This window comes from Micromonospora sp. NPDC048947, assembly GCF_040649495.1.
GTDB classification, from domain to species: Bacteria; Actinomycetota; Actinomycetes; order Mycobacteriales; family Micromonosporaceae; genus Micromonospora; species Micromonospora alfalfae.
Genome location: NZ_JBEZFO010000011.1, coordinates 1 through 21,103, shown reverse-complemented (window position 1 = coordinate 21,103; position 21,103 = coordinate 1). Strand labels below are relative to the sequence as shown.

Here is a 21,103-nt window from a genome sequence, read left to right as displayed (position 1 = left end):
TCGTTGTTTGCCCCGGACCCGCCGACAAGAGTCGAAATCCGCGCCAGCTTTGGGCATGCTGCGACAGTGGGAGTCCACAGTGCGGGTGGAGGGGTGTCGTGGCGACCTTTCAATGCTCCTCGTGCGGCCGGGAGATCAAGCCGGCTGTCCGATGCCCCCACTGTGGGGCAGATCAACCACAGTGGGTCGAGCACCTGGCCGACATTGAGCGTTCGATAGCGGAGATGAAGGCGCGCGACGCCGCCATCGCCCGCGAGCAGCGCCAGATCGCCGCGAAGATGCAGGCCGCGCTCTTCCAACGGGACATCCTCGCGCACGCCGGCGAGGAGCGGCTCAAGCAGGCCACCCGGCCACGCCGGGTGCTGCGCCGCCGCCCCGGCCGACGGCCACCGACGGCCACCATGGGAGCGCCACCCCGGGTGCCCCGCCAGGGCACTCCGACCGCCCCGGAGGATCCGCCGCCGCCCCCACCAGCCGCCTGGCTGGACGTGGACGACCCGGAGCACCCGCCGGAGGCGTCCTCGCGCGAGGTGCAGAACATTCCACTCGGGCTTGGCGCGCTGCTGCTCGGCGTGGCCGCCGTGGTCTTCGCCGCGGTGGCCACCAGCTCGATGGACGCGCTGGCCCGGCTCGGCATCCTGCTCCTGGCCACAGTGCTGATGCTGCTCGCCCCACCGGCACTGGCCCGGCGCGGGCTCACCTCGACCGCCGAGACCATCGCCGCTGTCGGTCTGCTGCTGGTGCCGCTCGCCGGCAACGCCCTCTGGGCGGTGGACCGGATCGGCGGCGGCGGCGGCTCCGGCACTGTCTTCGCCGGGGTGATCTTCGCAGTCACCGCCGCCGTCGCATTCGGGTACGCCGGTTGGACCGGTCTACGAGCGCCCCGCTTCGCCACTGTGCTCGCCGCCCAGCCGGTGCTGCCTCTGCTGGCGTACGACCAGATCACCGGCCCGGGCGGCTGGGCCCTGGTGCTGGCCCTTGTCGCCCTCGTCAACCTCGGCCTGGCCCGCTCCGGCGTGACTGTCGAACGCCCCGTCCGGCAGGACCTGCCAGCGCCGGGCACGCCGGCCGCGCCCCGCCAACGCGACGCCGAGAGCCGGCCGGAGGGCGACCCGGAGGAGGCCGCCGAGCTGATCGACGCCAGCGGCGGCTCCGCCGACCCCCAGCCGGCCCGCCCGGTGCCCGGCCTGCGTGAGCTGACCTGGTTGCTGCACGCAGTGGCTGTCGCCGTCTCGCTGGCGTACGCGGTCACCGCCCTGCTGCGGGCGCAGACCGTGCCGACGGCGGCCGGCGCCGGGGTGGTGCTGCTGCTGGCCGCCATGATCGGGCTGGCCGGCGCGTTGGTGCTGCGTCGCCCGCCGCTGCCGGACGTCGCGGCCGGCATCGTCACCCTGGCGGTGATCGGTTCGCTCAGCCGGATCGCCTCGGTGGCCCTCCCCGGCCGGGCGCTGCTGCTGATCGCGGCGGTCATCACGGTGACCGGGCTGGCGGTGCGCGCGGTCCCGGAGGCGGCCCGGCGTGGCCCACAGTTGGCCTCCGCGGTGGCGCTGACCGTCAGTGGCCTGGTGGTCGCCGGCGGCGCGCTACGCGCCGGGGTGGCACCGGTCCGGGCGGCACTGCCCGCCTGGAACCCCGACCTCAGCCGGTACCCCGGCGAGTTGGCCGCCGCCGTCGGGCCGACGACCTGGCAGCTCGCGGGTGCCGCGTTCCTGCTCACCATCGCGGCGGTGCTGGCCCTGCCCACCGAGATCCGCCGGGAGTTCGCTGTCGCGGGAGCGGCGCTGACCGCGCTCGCCGTCCCGGCCTCGTTCGGCCTCGGCTGGGCGGCAGCACCCTGGCCAATGGTGATCACCGCGATCGGCATCGGGGTCATCGGGCTCTCCGCCCGCACCGACCGAGCCGCTGTGGCGCACGCCATCGGGGCGGCCGTGGTCGGCCTGTTCGGCGCGGGTGCCAGCCTGGTCAGCCCCACCCTCACCGCCGCGGTCCTGATCACCCTGTTCGTGGCCGGCACGCTGGTCACGCTGGCGCCCCGGATCAGGATCGCCTCGGCTGCCTCCGACACGGTCACCGCCTGGGCCGCCGGTGGCGCCGCGTTCGCGCTGCCCGGGGCGGTGGCGGCGTTCGTGGCCGCGACCATGCCGAGCGACCCGACCCCCACCCCGGCGAGCCTGCGCGAGGTGACCGTCCCGATCCTGGCGGCCAGCTTCCTGGCGGTCTGCGTGACACTGGGCTACGCGGCAGTCGTGCAGGTCTCCCAGCGCCACATTCCCGCTCCGCTGTCGCTCGGCACCGGGCTGGGCGCGCTGATGGTCACCGCCGCGGCGTTCGGGGCGCCCGGCGCGACAGTCGCCGACGCCTGGGTGGGCGCGCTCCTGCTGGTCGCGGCGGTGCTGCTCTTCCTGGCCCCCTCCATCGACGCCGGCCGTCGAGCCGACCTCACCCTCGACGGCTCCGACCTGGCCGCCGCAGCGGTCACCACCGCCCTGATCGCCACGCTGGTACGGATCGGCGCGGTGCTCGCCCCGGGCGGGCAACTGGCGGTGGCCGCCGCCCTGCTTCTGGTGGTCGCCGTGGGCGCCCGCAGCATGCCGGAGGAGTGGCGACGCGGTCCGATCCTCGGCCTCACCGTCGGCGGCGTCCTGATCGGCGTCCTCGCCGGCTGGTCGGCGGTGCGCGGTGGGGTCGGCGTGCTGGCCACCCCCGGAGCGATCTGGAGGGGTGACCTGAGCGACTGGCCGGCCGCCCCCGTCGGCGGTGCCACCTGGCAGGCGCCGGTCGCGCTGGCGCTGCTGGCCCTCGCCGCCGGCATCCTGCTCCCGCCGCCGTGGCGCTGGGACGTGTCCGGTGTGGCGGTGGTGCTCGCCACGATCGGCGCACCGGCCGCATTCGATCTGGCCTGGTGGTCGCCGGTACTCGTCGGCGGAATGGTCGCCACAGTGTTCGGCATGGCCGCGGTGGCAACGGAGGAGGCGCGCGCCGGGCTGTCCCGGGCCACAGTGGCCGGGGTCGTCGCGCTGCACGCCGCCGGAGCCGGACTGGTCCGCCCGTGGACCACGGCCCTGGCGCTGGGCAGCATCGCGCTGATCGGCGTGGTGGTGGCCACGCTGGCCCGCGTCCTCGCCGGTCCACAGGTCGTCGACATCGACACCGAGGGGATGCCGCCGCACCTGGCGCAGATCGGCGGCGCGGCGATCGGTGCCGCCCTGCTGGCCCTCCCCGGTGCGGTGGCGGCGCTCTCCGCCGAGTTCGAACACTCGGCGCAGGTGGTGCTGACCGCCGCGCTGGCCGCTACCAGCCTCGGTCTGGCCGCCGTGGCCGCGGTCCGCCGGCTGGTGCCGCAATATCTGCCCTGGGTCAGCGTGGCGGTGGTCGGCGGGGCCACCATCAGCGCCCTAGCCGCCATCCCCACCGGCCTCGCCGCCGGCGTCTACGCGGCCGCCGCCGCCCTGCTCGGCGTACTGGCCGAGCTGATCCGCGCGGCCACAGTGCCGCCCACCGGCGCGGCCCAGCCGGTCCGGCGCTGGGCGGTACGGCTCGACGGCGCCCTACGGCGGTTGCCGGACGACGCGGAGAGTCGGCGGTGGCGGGTCAACCCGGCCGCTGGCGCGTTGGCCGCGGCAGCGTTGCCGACCGCCCTGGCGCTCGCCTCGATCGCACCAGCGCTGCTCACCGCCCTGGTAGAGCCGCACCGCACACTGACCCGGATCTGGCAGGGCCCGCCGCCGGAGCTGCAAACCCCACCACCGGACGTGGTCAACCCGACCCACGTGCTGACGGCGTTGCTGCTCACCGCGACCGCCGCGCTGGCCGCCACCGGGTTCAGCGGCGGGCGGCGTTCCCGGGCCGTGCCGGTGGTGCTGCCCGGGGCGGCCGTCACGCTGCTGATCGCACCCATCGCGCTGGGCCAGGGCTGGCCCGCCAGCACCGTCGCCGCGCTCTCCGTCTTCACCATCGCGATGCTCGGTCTCGCACTGACCCCACCGCCGCCGCTGGTCGAGCGTGCCCGCTCGCTGCGGCTGGCCCGGGTGCTGGTGTTCGCCATCGGTCTGGCCGGTGGCAGCGCCGGGCTCGCCGGCAGCCTGGCCGACCGGCAGATGACACTGTTCACCCTCGGTAGCGCGGTCGGGGTGGGCGCTGTGGCTGCGCTGTTCGGCACCACCCAGCGGGCACGCATCCTCGGCTGGCTCTTCGCCTCACTCATGGCGCAGCTCTTCGTGCTCACCGCCGGCCTGGTCGCCGGGCTGGCGGCGGTCTGGTCGGCGTTCGGGGTGCTCGCCGTCGGCGCGGTCCTACAGGTGCTCGCCGCGACACTGCCCCGGCTGCGCCGCCCCGAGGCGCAACGGGAAGCATCCACTGTGGAGTGGACCGGGTACGCTGCCGCGCTGATCGCGTTGGCCCTCGCCTTCGACTCGCCCCGCCACATCGCCGCCCTGCTGGCCGCCTGGGGCGCTGTCCTCGGGGTGGCGGCGACCCGACCCGGTCGCCGGCCGGTGGAACGTCGGATCCTGTTCTGGTCGGTGGTGGTCTGTGAGATCACCGCGTGGTGGATCCTGATGCGCGTCGCCGACGTGGCGTTGCCCGAGGCGTACACGCTGCCGTTCGCCGTGTTGGCCCTCCTCGTCGGAGTCCTGGAACTGCGCCACCGACCTGACATGAGCAGTTGGGTGGCGTACGGGCCGGCGCTGGTCGCGGCCTTCGTGCCGACGCTGGCGATCGTGCTGGCCACCGAGTCCAGCACGGTGCGGCAGATGCTGCTGCTGCTCGGCGCTGTCGCGGTGCTGATCTTCGGCTCGTCCAGTCGGCAGCAGGCCCCGGTGATCGTCGGCGCGTCGGTCACCGCGATCACGGCGATCCACGCCCTGTTCAGCCTGGGCCCGTGGCTGGCACTGATCCCGGTGGGCATCCTGCTGCTGGTGCTCGGCGCGAGCAACGAACGCCGCCGCCGCGCCCAGGAACGCCTACAGACAGCCCTACGCGGCATGAGGTAGGTCGGAGGGTCCCTGCGGCGTGGGCGAGTGCGCCGTGTGTACGGGCGCGGCTCGCGCTGCCGCCCCGCGATCTTGCACTTCCTGTCGCGGCATAAGGCGCGAAAGCCGCAGAACAACGACCGAAAGCGCAAGATCGTGGGCGGAGTGGGCCGACCGCCCCGACCGCTGCGCTCCCGCTCGCGCTCGCGCCCCCGCTCGCGTCGATCATGGAGTTGTGGTGGGGGACAAAATCCCTAAGTGCCCTCTCTCCGGGCACCACAACTCCATGATCGACCCGTCGAGGTCGGGTTCGCGCAAGGCTGGCGCGGGGGTGGGCCGGGTTCACCGGTTGGCTTCGCGCGATCTTGCACTTTCTGTTGCGACATAAGGCGTGAAAGCCGCAGAACAACGACCGAAAGCGCAAGATCGCGGGGTGCAGGGCGGGGCCGGGGGGTTAGTGCAGGGTGGCTTGCAGGGCGGCTTCCTTTGTTGCCACCAGCTTCTCCAGGTCCTGCTGGTAGGTCGCCATCTTGGCGCGCAGGCCCTCGTCGGCGGCACCGAGGATCCGTACGGCGAGCAGGCCGGCGTTGCGGGCGTTGCCGATCGACACGGTGGCGACCGGGATCCCGGCCGGCATCTGCACGATGGACAGCAGCGAGTCCATGCCGTCGAGGTGCTTCAGTGGCACCGGCACACCGATCACCGGCAGCGGCGTCACCGAGGCCACCATGCCGGGCAGCGCGGCGGCACCCCCAGCTCCTGCGATGATCACCTTGAGACCCCGGTCGGCGGCGTCGCGCCCGTACTCGATCATCGCGACCGGAGTCCGGTGCGCCGAGATCACCCGAACCTCGTACGCCACGCCGAAGTCGTCCAACACCTCGGCGGCGGCCCGCATTGTCGGCCAGTCCGAGTCGCTGCCCATGATCAAGCCAACCGTGCTCACTGCGGCCCTCTCGTCGTTCCGGAAACCGTGGCTCACTCGTGGCCCTCGCGCAGCCAACGCGCGGCCCGGGCGGCCCGCGCCCGCAGGTCGTCCAGGTCGTCACCGAGCACCGTGACGTGCCCGATCTTGCGGCCGGGTCGCACCTGCTTGCCGTACAGGTGCACCTTGGCACCCGGCTCGGCGGCGAAGAGGTGGTGCAACCGCTCGTCGATCGACATTCCGCCCGGCTCGCCGCCGAGCACGTTCGCCGACACCACCACCGGGGCGGTCAGCGCGGTGTCGCCCATCGGGTAGTCCAGCACGGCCCGCAGGTGCTGCTCGAACTGCGAGGTCCGGGCGCCCTCGATGGTCCAGTGCCCGGAGTTGTGCGGACGCATCGCCAGCTCGTTGACCACGATCGCGGGCCGGCCGGCGTCGTCGCGCACCTCGAACAACTCCACGGCCAGCAGGCCGATCACTCCGAGCGCGGTGGCCAGGTCGATGGCGAGCTGCTGCGCGGAGACCGCCAACTCCTCGTCCAGGCCGGGTGCCGGGGCCAGCACCTCCACGTTGATGCCGTCGCGCTGCACGGTCTCGACCACCGGGTACGCGGCCACCTGACCGAACGGCGAACGGGCCACCTGCACCGCCAGCTCTCGCCGCAGCGGCACCCGCTCCTCGACGATCAGCCGGGTGCCGCCGGCGAGCAGCGTGGTCGCCAACTCGGTGGCCTGGGCGGCGTCGTCGACCATCCAGACGCCCCGGCCGTCGTACCCACCACGGGCCGCCTTGAGCACCACCGGCCAGCCGACCTGCTCGCCGAAGCCGACGAGGTCGGCGGGCTCCCCGACCGGCCGCCAGGCCGGGTTGGGAGCGCCCAGCTCGGTCAGGCGTTCCCGCATGACCTGCTTGTCCTGGGCGTGCAGCAGCGCGTCCGCCGGCGGGTAGAGGGGCACCCCTTCCGCAGCCAGCGTGCGGATGTGCTCGGAGGGCACGTGCTCGTGGTCGAAGGTGACGACGTCGCAGCCCTTGGCGAAGGTGCGCAGCGCGGCCAGGTCGGTGTGGTCGCCGTACTGGACGTCGGCGGCGACCAGCGCCGCGCCGTCGTCGGGGGCGGTCGCGAGCACACGCAGTGACTGGCCGAGGGCGATCGCGGCCTGGTGGGTCATCCGGGCCAACTGGCCGCCACCCACCATGCCGACAACTGGCAGACCGGTACGGGAATCCATAGCGCGGCCAGCCTATCCGGGCCGCCGACGGGCCCACCGGGAGGGCTGGCGACCCGCCTCGGAAGCGGTGGCGGGGCCACCCGGCGGGCGACGCTGGCGACTACCGGGCGTGGCCGTGCGCTCAGCCCAGCTCGGCTACCAGCTCCTCGACCGAGGTGACCGGCCGCTGGCAGACGAAACCCCGGCAGACGTACGCGGCGGACCGCCCCTCGACCAGCGGACGGTCGGCGAGCAGCGGCACACCCGGCTGGTCCGGACGCCCGGCGACGACCACCGCTCCGGGCGGCGCGTGCCGGCGGGCGGCGGCCACCAGGGGGTCGCCGGCCGGGTCGTCGGTGACCACTGCGATCTCGTACGGCCCGGAGAGCAACGCCTCCCCGACAGTGGCCGCGTACCCGGCGAACCGGGGGTGCCTGCCGACGATGGGCGCGACAGTGCCGAGGGCCACCTCGGCGGCCTCCCGGTAGCGCGTCTCCCCGGTCAGCGCCGAGTACGCCACCAGCCCGGCGATCATCGCCGACCGGCCGGACGGGGTGGCGTTGTCGGTGGGGTCGGCCGGCCGTGCGACGAGCCGCTCCGCGTCGTCGGCGGTGTCGTAGAAGGCGCCACCGGGCGCGGCGAAGTGCGCGAGGGCGGTGTCCAGCAGCTCGCCGGCCACTGTGAGCCAGCGGCCCTCGCCGGTGAGCTGGTGCAGCGCGCAGAATGCCTCGGCGACGCAGCCGTAGTCCTCCAGGACGCCGGCCGGCTCGCCGACCTTGCCGTCCCGGGAGACCCGGCGCAGCCGGCCGTCCACCAGGTGCACGGTGGCCAGGTGCTCGGCGGCCTGGCGCATCGCCCCGTCGGCGACGATGGTGACGCCGTCCATCAGGTTGGCGTCCTCGTCCTGCGGGGACGCGTACACGGCGGCGACCTGCTGGAACTCGGCGATGGCGGTGATCGCCAGGCCGTTCCAGGCGGCCACCACCTTGTCGTCGAGGGCCGGCTGGGGGCGGGTGTCCCGGGCGGCGAGGAGCCGCCCGACCACCTGCTGCCAGCGGGCACGCACCTCGGGCGCGGCGTCGTCCACGTCCCGGGCGAGCTTGAGCACGCTCATGCCGTGCTCAAAGGTGCCCTGGTCGGTGACTGTGAACAGGTCGGCGGCGAACCGGCCGTCCTCCTCGCCCAACGCCTCCACGAGCTGGGCGGGCGTCCAGGCGTAGGTGAGCCCCTCGACGCCCTCGGTGTCGGCGTCCAGGGCGGACGCGAACCCCTGCCCCGGGCGGTGCAGCTCGTCGGCGAGGAACCGGGCGGTGTCCCGGGCCACCCGGCGGGCCAGCGGGTCACCGGTGAGTCGCCACAGCTGGGTGTAGACCCGCAGCAGCAGCGCGTTGTCGTAGAGCATCTTCTCGAAGTGCGGCACCGTCCAGTGCGCGTCGACCGAATAGCGGGCGAAGCCGCCCGCGAGCTGGTCGTAGATGCCGCCCCGGGCCATCGCCTCGGCGGTGTGCCGGGTGATCTCCAGGCTGCCCGGGTCGCCGGTGCGCTGGTGGTGACGCAGCAGGAAGAGCAGGTTCATGTGCGGCGGAAACTTCGGGGCGCCGCCGAAACCGCCGTTGGTGCGGTCGTACTCGCTGGCCAGCGTTGCGGCCGCCGCGTCGAGCAGCGGGGCGTCCAGCGGCGCGGTGGGGCCGCCCACGGCCTGCGCGCCGCCGATCGCCTCGACCACCGCGGCGCCCTGGCCCAGCACCGCCTCGCGCTGCTCCCGCCAGGCGGTGGCGACCGACTGGAGCAACTGGACGAAGTTGGGTTGCGGGAAGTAGGTGCCGCAGAAGAACGGGGTGCCGTCCGGGGTGGCGAAGACAGTCATCGGCCAACCACCCTGGCCGGTCATCGCCTGGGTGGCGGTCATGTAGATCGCGTCCACGTCCGGACGTTCCTCACGATCCACCTTGATCGACACGAAGTTGTCGTTCATCAGGGCACCGACCTGCTCATTCTCGAACGACTCGTGCGCCATGACGTGGCACCAGTGGCAGGCCGCGTAGCCCACCGAGATGAGCACCGGAACGTCCCGCCGCTTCGCCTCGGCGAACGCCTCGTCCGACCACGGCCACCAGTCGACCGGGTTGTCGGCGTGCTGCAGCAGGTACGGACTGGTGGCGTCGGCGAGTCGATTCACCTGACGACCATAGCCAGCCCCGGCGCGGACCGCGCGGGCTCCACCCGGACGGTCAGGAAGCGCCGTCGGCGCGGAGCCGGAACACGTTCGACTCCGCCGAGTCGCGCAGCGACCCCAGCACCGCGCCGATCTTGTCCGCCGGCATGGGCTTGAAGAAGTGGTAGCCCTGCGCGGAGGTGCAACCCAACTCGGCCAGGGCCATTCGCTGCTCGGCGGTCTCCACCCCTTCGGCGACCACCCGCAGCCCCAACTCGTGGGCCAGGCCGACGGTCGTCCGGACGATCGCGGCGGCCTCCGGCGAGTCGGCCATCCGGATGACGAAGGAACGGTCCACCTTCAACTCGTCCACGGCGATCCGGGTGAGGAAGGTCAGCGACGAGAAGCCGGTGCCGAAGTCGTCGACAGCGAGTTGCACGCCCATCGACCGGAGCGTCGCCAACACCTCGTCGATGACCTCCAGCTCGCTCATCACCACCGTCTCGGTGATCTCCAGAACGAGCCGGTGCGGCGGCACCTGGTGGCGGCGCAACGCCTCGGCGATCTCCGCCGGCAACCGGGGGTCGAGCAGGCTGCGCGCCGAGAGGTTGACCGAGATCGGGACGTCCAACCCCTCCCGGGCCCAACTGGCGGCCACGCTGAGCGCCTTGTCGAGCACGTAGCGGGTGAAGGTGCCGAGCTGCTCGCTGTTTTCCACCGGGCGGATGAAGTCGGCCGGGTTCAGCCACCCACGCCGGGGGTGCTGCCAACGGATCAGCGCCTCCACCCCGGTGGGCGCACCGGTGGCCAGGTCGACCGCCGGCTGCAACGCCAGCACCAGCTGATCGTCGACCTTCAACGCCTCCCGCAGCTCGGCCAGCAGGGCGAGCTGGTCGGTGCTGGCCGCGTCGCGTGCGCCGTCGTACGCGGCGACGTTGCCGCCGCCCTCCTTGGCCTGGTACATCGCGATGTCGGCCCGACGCAGCAGCTCGGTCAGGTCCGCGGTGCCCGCGGCGGCCACCACCACCCCGACCGAGACCTCGATGGACATCCGTACGCCGGCCACCTCGGTCGGTGCGGCCAACCGTTCGGCGATCTCGCGGGCCTGCCGCAACGCGTGGGCCATCGGGGCGGCCCGGTCGCCGAGCACCGGCACCGCCGTGAGCAGCAGGGCGAACTCGTCACCACCGAGTCGACCGAGCAGGTCACCAGCGCGGACCAGCGCGTTGAGTCGGTTCGCGGTCAGTCGCAGCAACTGGTCACCGGCCGCGTGGCCGAGGGTGTCGTTGACTTCCTTGAACTGGTTGATGTCCAGCAGCAGCAGTGCCACCGGGTGGTCGTGGCTGAGCTGTCGCAGCGACTGGTCGCCCTTGCTCAGCATCGCCGCCCGGTTGGCGAGCCCGGTGAGCGGGTCGTGCACCGCCTCGTACGACGAACGGGCGGTCACCAGCCGCAGCTCGTGGTGGGTCGCGGCGTCGTGCAGCGCGGCGGCGAGGGCATCGCCGAACGCGGCCACCGCGTCATGTTCGCGGGCCGTGGGCGGGGCCGAGCGGGGGAACCGCACCCGCAGCCGGCCGACCGGCGTGGCACCGACCGACAGTGCCCGGCTCAGCTCGTGCTCGTCCGGCTCCGACTGGTCCGGTGGGCCGGTCTCCCGGTCGACAAGCTGACCGCCGGCGTCGCCCCGGTAGCGGTGCCACCGGCCGTCGGCCCGGGCCACGTCGACGTCCACCAACTCGGCGTTGAACAGCGTCAGCGCCCCGGTGACCGCCGCGCTGGCCACGCCCCGCTCGTCGAGCTGGTTGAGGGCCGCGGTGGCCTCCGCGAAGGCACGCCAGGTGCGGCGCTCCTGATCGGAGCGCAGCCGGTAACGGTAGGTCTGCTGCAACAGCCACAGCAGTGGTGGCAGCAACAGCAACCAGCGCGGGTCGAGTTCCAGCAGGGCGACCACCACGAGGCCGACCGCCACGTTGCCGACGAACATCAACAGCTTGCCGCGCAGCGCGGCGAGCAGCGGCGGCCCGATCGGCAGCCCGTGCCGCAGGCCCAGCGTCACGCCACCGAGCCAGGCGGTCACCAGGAGGTACGTCACCGAACCGGCGATCACGGCCAGCGCCAGGATGGGGGTGGGTGGCGAGAGCAGTGGCCGCCCGAGCGCGGTGGTCACGGAGACGGCAAGTGCCGACGCGGCGGCCAGCGACGCGGCGATCCGGACGATCTCCAGGGCCGGACGGCGGTCGTTGTGCAGTGACAGCAACGTCCAGGCCAGCCCGGTGCCGAGCAGCGTGGCGGACGGGAGCCAGCCGGCTGGAGTCAGGTAGAGGCAGACGATCAGGGCGGCCTCGCCCCAGGTGATGCTGACCATGCCGGCGGCCGAGCGGAATCGCAGCCGGGCGAGCTGGGCGAGGGCCAGGACGGCGACGGCGATGCCGAAGCGGGCCGGACCGCCGAGGGGGTCGTCGGCCGGCAACCGGACCGGGAGGGTCAACCCGACCGCGGCGGCGGCCAGGGCGGTCAGCGTGACGGCGGCGGTGAGCACGAGCAGCCGGCCCGGTGTGCCACGCACCCCGAGCCGATCGAACGGGTCGTCGGCCGGACCGGAGGTCATCGACCTCCCCCGTCAGCCGACCGACCGACGTCGCGGTGGGCGGCCGGTGCTGTGCTGGTCATCGGCGCCCCCTCCCGCACACGGCTCGGAGACTTTTGGTCCCCCCGGCGGAAGGCTAAGCCAAACCGGGTGGTCGCAACAGGGGGCGACCACCCGGTTCGGCGTGATTCATGCGCGGACTACCCGTTCAGGTGCTGCTGGTGCCCGTTGGGAGCGGGCGTGGATGAATCACGCCCACCGGTCCCGTCTGTCGGATCGACGACTGTCGCATCGGCCCTGGTCGGGTCGGTCGGCCCGGACTGCTGGGGGAAACGGTCCGGCAGACGGCGCAGCCGAGCGTTCATGTTGCGGATCAGCAGGATGGTCGCGGTGGCCAGCAGCAGGATGAGGAAGAGGCCCATCGGCCCGGCCAGACCACCCGTGCGGGTGTCCCCGAAGTTGTTCTCCGCGAGCACCTGGGCAGCGGTCAGCATGGCGTTCCTCCGATGTGCGGTTGGTAACCAGGGTAGCGCCGCCGGGAATCAGCGCGCGTGCGCCGTCTCCCGCACCCCGGCGAAGAGATCGGACTCGGGCAGCGGGCTGTCGACCATCGAGCGGGCCAGCTCGTAATCCTCGGTCGGCCAGGCGCGCTTCTGCAGCTCCATCGGCACGTGGAACCAGAAGCCGTCCGGGTCGACCTGGGTGGCGTGGGCGCGCAGCGCGTCATCGCGGACCGAGAAGTATTCGGCGCACTCGACCCGGGTGGTGATCCGCGGGCCCTTGTCGGGGCGGTCCTCCCAACGCTTGAGCCAATCCTCGTAGGGCGACTCCAGACCGGCGGCCAGCATGCCCTCGTGCAAAGCCATGATCTTGCCCTTGGAGAAGCCGATGTCGTAGTAGAGCTTCAGCGGCTGCCAGGGCGCGCCCAGCTCCGGGTAGCGCTCCGGGTCACCGGCGGCCTCGAACGCGGCCACGCTCACCTTGTGGCACATGATGTGGTCCGGGTGCGGGTAGCCACCCTCCTCGTCGTACGTGGTCACCACGTGCGGACGGAACTCGCGCATCAACCGCACCAGCGGGCCCGCGGCGACCTCGACGTCCTGGAGGGCGAAACAGCCCTCGGGCAGCGGCGGCAGCGGATCGCCCTCGGGCAGACCCGAGTCGACGAAGCCCAGCCATGCCTGGTCGACGCCGAGGATCGCCCGCGCGGCGTCCATCTCGGCACGCCGGATCTCGCCGATGTTGGCCCACACGTCGGGTCGGTCGAGCTTGGGGTTGAGCACGCTCCCGCGCTCGCCACCGGTGCACGTCACGACCAGGACGTCCACCCCCTGAGCGACATATTTCGCCGTCGTCGCCGCGCCCTTGCTCGACTCGTCGTCCGGGTGCGCGTGCACGGCCATGAGACGCAGTTGCTCTGCCAACTTCGGCGCTCCTCGTCTGTGCCGGACGGTGGACCCGACCGGGCTCGACCGGCTGACCTGCCGGGATCTTTCCTCACCGCACCTGTCACCGGCCACCAGCGCCGGGCATGACCTGCCATTCCTGCGGCTGGACCGGGTGGGAGGATGGGGCTCTGTCATTCTTGCCGATGCCGCCGACAACAACGCCAGGAGATACCCGCCGGTGACCGAGACGCACGCCACAATTTCACCAGGCGCGCCGGTATTCCCGGCCGGACGCTACGGCCGCCGTCGGGCACCGGGCGGAAAGCGCCGCCGTACGCTGCTGGCCGCGCTGGCGCTGTTGGCGCTCGTGGCGACGCTGACAGTGATCTCGGTCCGGCTCTACCGGCAGTACGGTGATCCGGTCTACGACGCCCAGGTGATCACGTACACCGACATCACGGACAAGCAGGTGCTTCTCGACTTTCGGGTCACCGTCCCGCCCGGTGGATCAGCGGTCTGCCTGGTGCGCGCCCGGGACCGCGCCGGTGCCGAGGTCGGCCGCGAACAGGTCACCGTGACCGCCGATCCCGGGGATCGGCATGTCAGGACCCAGCACCTCCTGGCCACCACCGCGCGGCCGTTCATCGGTGAGGTCCTGAGCTGCCGACCACCGTCCTGAGCTGCTCGAACAGCACCAGAAGCGGGGCTGACGGGGCGCCTACCGCCGGTGTCGGATCCGGACACCGGCGGTGATGGCCGACACGCTGTGTCGTAGCGCACTGGTAACTTGGTAGTTCACCTGTCAGCCAGCCACGCACAACTGAGGAGAACGCCTGTGTCCACTGGCAACGAGGCGCCCGCCACCTGGCTGTCGCAGGACGCGTACGACCGCCTCCAGGCCGAGCTCGACGAACACATCGCCAACCGTCCGGCGATCGCAGCCGAGATCAACGCTCGGCGCGAGGAGGGCGACCTCAAGGAGAACGGCGGCTATCACGCCGCCCGCGAGGAGCAGGGCAAGGCCGAGGGTCGCATCCGCTACCTGCAGGAGCTGCTGCGCACCGCGAAGGTCGGCGCGGCGCCGACCGCCGACGCGGTGTCGCCGGGCATGGTGGTGACGATCTACTTCGACGACGACACAAACGACACCGAGACCTTCCTGCTCGGTTCCCGGGAGATCGCGGCCACGACGGACCTGACCGTCTACAGCCCCGAGTCCGCGCTGGGCAAGGCGATCCTGGGTGGTCGAGCCGGGCAGACCTGCACCTACACGGCGCCCAGCGGCGCCGACATCAAGGTGACAGTGGTCAGCTTCGAGCCGTTCTCCGGCTGATTCTCGCCGGTCGCGCCACCCGCTGCCGGCCGGCTCGACCGACGCCGGCATCCGCTGTCGAAACACCGCGCATCCGAGGCGTGGCACCCACCGGTGTCACGCCTCGGCCGCGAAGACCACCTGGTAGCCACTGGCCCGTAGGGCGCTGATCAGGGTGTCCGAGTGCTCGACGCCCCGGGTCTCCACCGACAGCGCCACCTCCACCTCGCCGAGGCTGAGGTGCGGGTTGGCCCGCTGGTGCTCCACGTCCACCACGTTGGCCCGGTGCTCGGCGATCTGGCTGAGCAGCGACGCGAGCTGCCCTGGCCGGTCCGAACAGCGGACGGTGACCCGCAGGTAGCGACCCGCCGCGGCCAACCCGTGCTCGATCACCCGCAGCATCAGCAGCGGGTCGATGTTGCCGCCGGAGAGCACCGCGACCACGGGGGTCTCCACCTCGACCACGCCGGCCAGCAGCGCGGCCACACCGACCGCCCCGGCCGGCTCGACCACCTGCTTGCCCCGCTCCAGCAGCATCAGCAGGGCCCGGGAGATGTCCTCCTCGGAGACCGTGACGATCTCGTCGACCAGCTTGCGCACGTGGTTGAAGGTGATTTCGCCCGGCCGGCCGACCGCGATGCCGTCGGCGATGGTGGAGAAGATGGGCAGCCGGACCGGTTCCCCGGCCACCAGCGAGGGCGGGAACGCCGCCGCCCCGGCCGCCTGCACGCCGATGATCCGGACATCCGGGCGCAACGCCTTCACGGCCACCGCCATGCCCGAGATCAGACCGCCGCCACCCACCCCGGTGATGATCGTCTTCACGTCCGGGCACTGTTCGAGGATCTCCAGCGCCACGGTGCCCTGCCCGGCGATCACATCGGGATGGTCGAACGGGTGGATCAGCACCGCGCCGGTGCGCTCGGCGTACGTGTGCGCCGCGACCAGCGACTCGTCGACGGTGTTCCCGGCCAGCTCGACCTGCGCGCCGTACCCCTTGGTGGCGGCGACCTTCGGCAGCGGCGCGTTGACGGGCATGAAGACGGTGGCGTGCGTGCCGACCAGGCCGGCGGCGAGTGCCACGCCCTGCGCGTGGTTGCCAGCGCTCGCCGCTACCACGCCGCGCTCCCGCTCCGCCGCCGACAACCGGGAGATCCGCACGTACGCGCCCCGCACCTTGTACGAGCCGGCGCGCTGCACGTTCTCGCACTTGAGCCACGTCGGCCCGCCCAGTGCCGCGCTGAGCGGCCGGGAGGGCTCCAGTGGGGTGGTGCGGGTGACGCCAGCGAGCAACTCCCGTGCGGCCCGCACGTCGTCGAGACCGACCAGTTCCGTCATGCCCCGATCGTGCCATTCGCCCCCGTGGCACCCTGCGGCGACACCGGTGCGAGGCGTGCGGGAGACGGTCACGCGGTGGCCGGCGACTCCGTGCCGACCCGGGGGTAGCCGGGGGCGTGACGCGTCCACGGGGCGGCCATCTCGAACTGACCGGCCACACCGAGCAACAGCAGCTCCGAACCGGGCGGACCGACCAGCTGCACGGCGACCGGCAGGCCGTCCGGGCGGCGGCCGACCGGCACGACGACCGCCGGCAGGCCGGCGATGTTCCAGGGTGCGGCGTACGGGGCGTACCGGATGTTGGCTGACATGTTCGCCCGCCAGGACCGCTCCGACCAGCGGGCCGCCTCCGGTGGCGCGCTGGCCAGCGCCGGGGTGAGTAGCAGGTCGACCGAGTGGTCGGTGAAGAAGTCGACGGACCGTTGCCGCCAGGCGGCCCGGTCCGCCTCCCGCACGTAGCCGCGACGCTGCGCCCACTCGCCGAGCGCGACGTGTCGCCGGGTCCGCCGTTGCAGCCCACGCCGGTCCAGACCGGAGGCCCGGACGTCGGTGGCGGCCGCGGCGAGCCAGGTGGCGATGCCCTGCAGGCCGAGCGCGGTCGGGTAGACCGGATCGGCCGGCACGGTGTCGTGCCCGGCGGCGGCGAGGAGCCGACCGGCGGCGGCGACCGCGTCCCGGTTTGGCGCGTCCGGTGCGACACCGCGCACCGGCGAACGCAGCGAGACACCCACCCGCAGCCGCTGCGGGGGGACCAGCTTCTCGGGACGCCGGCCGGCGAGCACCGAGAAGCCGACCGCCGCGTCGGCGACAGTGCTGGTGAGCATGCCGTGCTCGGTGAGGCCGAACCAGTCGTCCGCCCCGAGCTGGCAGGGGACCACGCCCCGGCCCGGCTTGAGCCCGACGAGTCCGCAGCAGGCCGCAGGAATCCGGATCGAGCCGAGACCGTCGTTGGCGTGCGCGATCGGCACCAGCCCGGCGGCGACAGCGGCGGCGGCACCACCGGAGGACCCACCGGGGGTACGCGTGCTGTCCCAGGGGTTACGGGTGACCCCGCTGTCGTCGTCGGTCAGTGCCCACAGCCCCAGCTCCGGCATCCGGGTCACGCCGAGGATCACTGCGCCGGCGCCGCGCAGCCGACGCACCACCTCGTGGTCGGCCTCCGCCACCTCGGTGCGGGCGGCGGCCGACCCGTTCCAGGTGGGCAGACCGGCGACCGGTGTGTTCTCCTTGACCGCCACCGGAACCCCGGCCAGCGGCAGGTTGGCCAGGTCCTCCTGCTCGTCGACCTTCTCCGCCTCGGTGATCGCCTCACCGCCGCGAACGGCGCGGAACGCGGCCAGCTCACTGTCGGCTCGGGAGATGTACTCGAGGTGGTCGGCGACGACCTGGGTCGCCGAGACGTCACCTCGGCGTACGCCCCGGGCGATCTGCTTGGCGGTCGCTCCGACCCAGGTCGCCATGATGTCCTGCACGGCCATCCTCCCCCAGCGGTCAGCCCAGCGCCTGCTCCAGATCGGCGAGTAGGTCGTCGACCGTCTCGATGCCGACAGACAGTCGCACGAGATCCCCGGGAACTTCAAGCGGCGAGCCGGCAGCACTTGCGTGTGTCATCCGACCCGGGTGCTCGATCAGGGATTCCACACCACCCAGCGACTCGGCGAGCACGAAGAGCTTGGCCCGGTTGCAGATGTCCACGGCGTGGTCCTCACCACCGGCGGCGCGGAACGAGATCATGCCGCCGAACCTGCGCATCTGCTTGGCGGCCACCTCGTGACCGGGGTGCGAGGGCAGGCCCGGATAGAGCACCTGGGCGACCTTGGCGTGACCGTCGAGGTACGCGGCGAGCCGCTCGGCGTTGTCGCAGTGCCGGTCCATGCGTACCCCGAGGGTCTTGATGCCCCGCAGGGTGAGCCAGGCGTCGAACGGACCGTTGATCGCGCCCATCGCGTTCTGGTGGTAGCGCAACTCCTCGCCGAGCCCGGCGTCGGCGACGACGAGGGCGCCACCGACCACGTCGGAGTGCCCGCCGACGTACTTGGTGGTGGAGTGCACCACGACGTCCGCGCCGAAGGCGATCGGCTGCTGCAGGTACGGCGAGGCGAAGGTGTTGTCCACCACCAGCAGGGCGCCCGCGTCATGTGCCACGGCGGCCAGGGCGGCGATGTCGGCGATGCCGAGCAGCGGGTTGGTCGGCGTCTCCACCCAGACGATCTTCGTGCGGCCGGGCTGCACCGCCGCCCGGACCGCGTCCGGGTCGGAGACCTTGGCCGGGCTGAACTCCAGGCCCCAGCGTTGGGCGACCCGGGCGAAGAGCCGGTACGTGCCGCCGTACGCGTCGTCCGGGATCACCACGTGGTCGCCGGGCTGACACACGGCCCGCAGCAGGGTGTCCTCCGCTGCCAGGCCGCTGGCGAAGGCGAGCCCCACCGGCCCGCCCTCCAGCGCCGCCAGGCACTCCTGGAGCGCGTCACGGGTCGGGTTGCCGGAGCGGCTGTACTCGTAGCCGAGACGAGGTGCGCCGACGGCGTCCTGGGCGTACGTGCTGGTCTGGTAGATCGGTGGGATCACCGCGCCGGTGCGGGCCTCGGGGTCCTGACCGGCGTGGATGGCGAGCGTCTCGAAGCCGTGACTCATTCTGGTGAGGCTAGTGCCCCGCCCCGAGGGCGGGAACGGAACCCGCGCTCCCGGTGGGGGCCGGGCCTTCCGGCCCGGCCCCGTGTGCCAGCCAGGGGCCGACGGCCGGTCAGTCGGCCGGTACGGGCAGGACGTGCAGGGTGGCCGGGTTTCTCCCGGTCCAGTCGTAGGAGAGCGCGTAGAGCCGTGCACCGTTCGGCGACCAGGCCAACCCACCCGGGCTCAGCTCACCGCCTCCCAGCACGAAGCGGGTCAGCTCGGTGCCGTCCGGCCGATGGACGAACAGGTACGACGTGTCCGCCGCGGCGGCGATCCTGGTGCCGTCGCGGGACGGCTCGACGGCGGCCGGGTAGGCGCCGGTGGGGAAGGTCGCGGAGGGGGTGGTGATGTCGGCGAACGGGAACGCCTGCACCTCGTACGGGGCACCGGCCGCGGTGTAGACGGTGGTGCCGGTCGGGTCGAGGGCGATGTCCCGCAGGTTGCTGCCGATCGCCGTCCAGTCGCTCGCCCGCAGCAGGGTCAGCGTTCCCCCGGCTCCGATGGCGTACGCGTAGACCGACGCCGGGCTCAACGACATCTGCCCGGCCAGCAGCACCGACCGGTTCTGGCTGGCGGCGGCGAGCAGCGGAGCGCCATAGAAGTCCTGAGTGGTGGCCAACCCCGTCGTCACCCGGGCCGGCTGGCGTCCCAGGTCGATCTGGCCGATGTTGCCGCCCCACTGGTCACAGCCGTAGCCGAACCACAGGTACCGGCCGGTCAACGCCAGCGACGACGGGCACTCGCCCGCGCCGGTGTCGTACCGGGCCGACTCAATCAGCGAGCCGGTGTCGAAGGCGGCGATGGCGTTGGCGGTGGGCAGCGCCACGTAGAGGGTCCGCCGGTCGGCGCTGAGCAGCAGGTCGGTGGGGCCGGGCAGGCCCGACAGCGTGCCGACCACGGTGCCTGTCGCGCTGGTCACCACGACATCGGTTGCGGAACTGCCACCGCTGACGAAGACCCGGTCACCGGCCGACACCACGTCGGCCACCGTGTTCAGCGGCAGTGCGACGGCGGTCGGCGCGGCGGCCGCCTGGGCGTGGCCCGGGGTCGCGCCGGTGAGCAGCCCGGCGATCAGCGCCGCCAGCGCCAGGGTGAGGCCTCTTCTGTTCTGCAAGCTTGGTCCTTTCGGAGCGTCGACGCGCACGCCGACGGCCGGGATCACCCCGCGTTCATTCATTCACGTAGATGATTACCACAGTCGGTTCACGTGCGGGGGGCGCCGTGCCTCGCGAGGCGCCGGCATAGCCTGGGCCGATGAGCGGTTGCGTGTTCTGCGGGATCGTGACGGGCGAGGTGCCGGCGTTCCGGGTGGCCGACACCCCGGACGGGGTGGCCTTCCTGGACACCCGGCCGGTGTTCAAAGGCCATGTCCTGGTGGTGCCCCGGGTGCACCTGGTGACCCTGGCGGAGTTGCCGGCCGACCTGCTGCCCGACTACTTCGCCATGGTTCAGCGGCTCGCGGTGGCGGTAGAGACCGCTCTCGGCGCCGGTGGGACGTTCGTGGCGATGAACAACAAGGTGTCCCAATCGGTGCCCCACCTGCACACCCACGTGGTCCCTCGCACCAAGGGCGACGGGTTGCGGGGCTTCTTCTGGCCGCGCACGCGGTACGACGACGACACCGAGGCCCAGGCGTACGCGGACCGGATCGCGGCTGCGCTCCCCGGCGGGGCCTGACTGACTGTCACGCGGGTAAGGAAGGTGGACCCTCCGGTGTTACACGCTGGGAGTGGTACGAGAGGAGATCCCCACCGTGTTTTTGCGCCGTATGAACGCCGATATGGTCTCGCCCGACCAGGCCCTGCCGGGCCGTTCGATCGCCATGCCGGTCGCCGACCGCCACGAGGTGCTGGGCACCCCGTTGAAGGGCCCGTTCCCTGAGGGCCTTCAGGTAGCGGTCTTCGGCATGGGCTGTTTCTGGGGTGCCGAGCGGCTGTTCTGGACGCTGCCCGGTGTCTACACCACCTCCGCCGGCTACGCGGGTGGCATCACCAAGAACCCGACGTACGAGGAGACGTGTTCCGGCCGGACCGGGCACGCCGAGGTCGTCCAGGTGGTGTACGACCCCAGCAAGATCAATTATGAGGATCTGCTGAAGGTCTTCTGGGAGAACCACGACCCGACCCAGGGCATGCGCCAGGGCAACGACGTGGGCACCCAGTACCGCTCGGCGATCTACACGACCACCGACGAGCAGCGGACCATCGCGGAGTCGTCCCGGGACGCGTTCCAGCCGATCGTGACGCGGGCCGGCAAGGGTGAGATCACCACCGAGATCGCGCCGCTCGGCAGCTACTACTTCGCCGAGGACTACCACCAGCAGTACCTGGCGCCGACCAAGAACCCGAACGGGTACTGCAACCACGGCCCGAACGGGCTGAGCTGCCCGGTCGGCGTGGCCCGAGTCGGCGGCTGACCAAGACGCACACCACCCCGTCGGGGGGGGGGGGGGGGGGGGCCCCCCCCGGGGGGGGGGGGCGCCCCCCCCCCCGGGGGGGGGGGGGCCCCCCCCAACGCCGCCCCCGGCCCCCCACCCGACGCCGCCCC

Annotated in this window: 15 protein-coding genes; 5 read left to right on the top strand and 10 right to left on the bottom strand. The window is 72.6% G+C overall.

The window, feature by feature from the left end:
* The first annotated feature begins 98 nt into the window (after positions 1–98).
* Positions 99–4,991: a permease gene (locus AB0B98_RS17250; protein WP_357363677.1), complete on the top strand. Its 4,893-nt coding sequence runs from the start codon at positions 99–101 to the stop codon at positions 4,989–4,991.
* A 433-nt stretch (positions 4,992–5,424) separates the two neighbouring features.
* Here AB0B98_RS17250 and purE read toward each other — a convergent pair whose 3' ends face one another.
* The 6 genes from purE to mca all read right to left on the bottom strand — a co-directional run bounded on the left by purE (position 5,425) and on the right by mca (position 13,269).
* Entirely contained in the window at positions 5,425–5,916 is a 492-nt protein-coding gene (gene purE, locus AB0B98_RS17245) for a 5-(carboxyamino)imidazole ribonucleotide mutase (protein ID WP_238666648.1), read from the bottom strand.
* Positions 5,917–5,948: 32 nt separating this feature from the next.
* A complete protein-coding gene (locus tag AB0B98_RS17240; protein WP_210863297.1) occupies positions 5,949–7,124 on the bottom strand; it encodes a 5-(carboxyamino)imidazole ribonucleotide synthase in 1,176 nt (391 codons plus the stop codon).
* A 121-nt stretch (positions 7,125–7,245) separates the two neighbouring features.
* Positions 7,246–9,282 (bottom strand): thioredoxin domain-containing protein, encoded by a 2,037-nt coding sequence (locus AB0B98_RS17235; RefSeq protein WP_357363674.1) that lies wholly within the window; start codon positions 9,280–9,282, stop codon positions 7,246–7,248.
* A gap of 52 nt (positions 9,283–9,334) precedes the next feature.
* Positions 9,335–11,866 (bottom strand): bifunctional diguanylate cyclase/phosphodiesterase, encoded by a 2,532-nt coding sequence (locus AB0B98_RS17230; RefSeq protein WP_238666651.1) that lies wholly within the window; start codon positions 11,864–11,866, stop codon positions 9,335–9,337.
* A gap of 179 nt (positions 11,867–12,045) precedes the next feature.
* On the bottom strand, positions 12,046–12,339 hold the full coding sequence (locus AB0B98_RS17225) for a hypothetical protein (protein WP_238666652.1): 294 nt from the start codon (positions 12,337–12,339) through the stop codon (positions 12,046–12,048).
* 48 nt (positions 12,340–12,387) lie between these two features.
* A complete protein-coding gene (mca, locus tag AB0B98_RS17220) occupies positions 12,388–13,269 on the bottom strand; it encodes a mycothiol conjugate amidase Mca (protein ID WP_238666653.1) in 882 nt (293 codons plus the stop codon).
* A 202-nt stretch (positions 13,270–13,471) separates the two neighbouring features.
* Here mca and AB0B98_RS17215 point away from each other — a divergent pair, with 202 nt between their 5' ends.
* Together AB0B98_RS17215 and greA are read left to right on the top strand one after the other, a co-directional pair.
* Positions 13,472–13,912 carry a DUF4307 domain-containing protein gene (locus AB0B98_RS17215; protein WP_238666654.1) on the top strand — a complete coding sequence of 147 codons (441 nt, stop codon included), beginning with the start codon at positions 13,472–13,474 and terminating at the stop codon, positions 13,910–13,912.
* Between the two features lie 156 nt (positions 13,913–14,068).
* Positions 14,069–14,566, top strand: a complete 498-nt coding sequence (gene greA / locus AB0B98_RS17210) for a transcription elongation factor GreA (RefSeq protein ID WP_124854723.1) — start codon at positions 14,069–14,071, stop codon at positions 14,564–14,566.
* Positions 14,567–14,662: 96 nt separating this feature from the next.
* Here the strand turns inward: greA and ilvA are convergent, their stop codons facing one another.
* The 4 genes from ilvA to AB0B98_RS17190 form a co-directional block, all read right to left on the bottom strand.
* Positions 14,663–15,883, bottom strand: coding sequence for a threonine ammonia-lyase (gene ilvA / locus AB0B98_RS17205; RefSeq protein ID WP_238666655.1), 1,221 nt, complete (start codon positions 15,881–15,883; stop codon positions 14,663–14,665).
* A 68-nt stretch (positions 15,884–15,951) separates the two neighbouring features.
* Positions 15,952–17,361: an amidase family protein gene (locus tag AB0B98_RS17200; protein ID WP_357270902.1), complete on the bottom strand. Its 1,410-nt coding sequence runs from the start codon at positions 17,359–17,361 to the stop codon at positions 15,952–15,954.
* Between the two features lie 13 nt (positions 17,362–17,374).
* Positions 17,375–18,517 carry a cystathionine gamma-synthase gene (locus AB0B98_RS17195; RefSeq protein ID WP_091394199.1) on the bottom strand — a complete coding sequence of 381 codons (1,143 nt, stop codon included), beginning with the start codon at positions 18,515–18,517 and terminating at the stop codon, positions 17,375–17,377.
* 109 nt (positions 18,518–18,626) lie between these two features.
* Positions 18,627–19,670: a hypothetical protein gene (locus AB0B98_RS17190; protein WP_357363671.1), complete on the bottom strand. Its 1,044-nt coding sequence runs from the start codon at positions 19,668–19,670 to the stop codon at positions 18,627–18,629.
* A 140-nt stretch (positions 19,671–19,810) separates the two neighbouring features.
* Between AB0B98_RS17190 and AB0B98_RS17185 the strand changes: the two genes are divergently transcribed.
* On the top strand, positions 19,811–20,233 hold the full coding sequence (locus AB0B98_RS17185) for an HIT family protein (RefSeq protein ID WP_238666658.1): 423 nt from the start codon (positions 19,811–19,813) through the stop codon (positions 20,231–20,233).
* 76 nt (positions 20,234–20,309) lie between these two features.
* A complete protein-coding gene (gene msrA, locus AB0B98_RS17180) occupies positions 20,310–20,972 on the top strand; it encodes a peptide-methionine (S)-S-oxide reductase MsrA (RefSeq protein ID WP_238666659.1) in 663 nt (220 codons plus the stop codon).
* The last annotated feature ends 131 nt before the right edge of the window (positions 20,973–21,103 follow it).